Here is a 356-nt window from a genome sequence, read left to right on the forward strand (position 1 = left end):
GAGCGCGGTGTTTGATCCGAGCGCAAGAACGGCGCCCGCCGCTAAAAGATATTTCTTCATGAAAGTCCCTCTGAATTCGAAATGATCACTCGGCGTGATCGTCCATGCCGCCGCCCATGCCCTCGACGGCGAACTCGACCTTGATGCTGCCGGCCTTCTCGAAGGTCAGCGTCGCCGGGAATGTCTCGCCCTGTTTGGGCTGCCGCTTGAGGCCGACGAACATCAGGTGGTAGGCGCCTGGCTTCAGCGCGACCTTGCCGCCGGCCGGGATTTCCAACCCGCCGCTGACCGGCCGCATGGTCATGACGCCGTCCTTGACGCCCATCTCATGCAGTTCGGCCTTGTCGGAAATCTCG

At 62.1% G+C, this 356-nt stretch carries 1 protein-coding gene; it reads right to left on the bottom strand.

Translation table 11 applies throughout. From position 1 onward, the window contains the following. Positions 1–85: 85 nt before the first annotated feature. Positions 86–356: copper chaperone PCu(A)C (locus tag EN786_RS36485; RefSeq protein ID WP_135910108.1), on the bottom strand; the 271-nt coding region annotated here is incomplete at its 5' end.

The sequence above is a fragment of the Mesorhizobium sp. M4B.F.Ca.ET.143.01.1.1 genome (assembly GCF_004792275.1).
Taxonomy (GTDB): Bacteria; Pseudomonadota; Alphaproteobacteria; order Rhizobiales; family Rhizobiaceae; genus Mesorhizobium; species Mesorhizobium abyssinicae.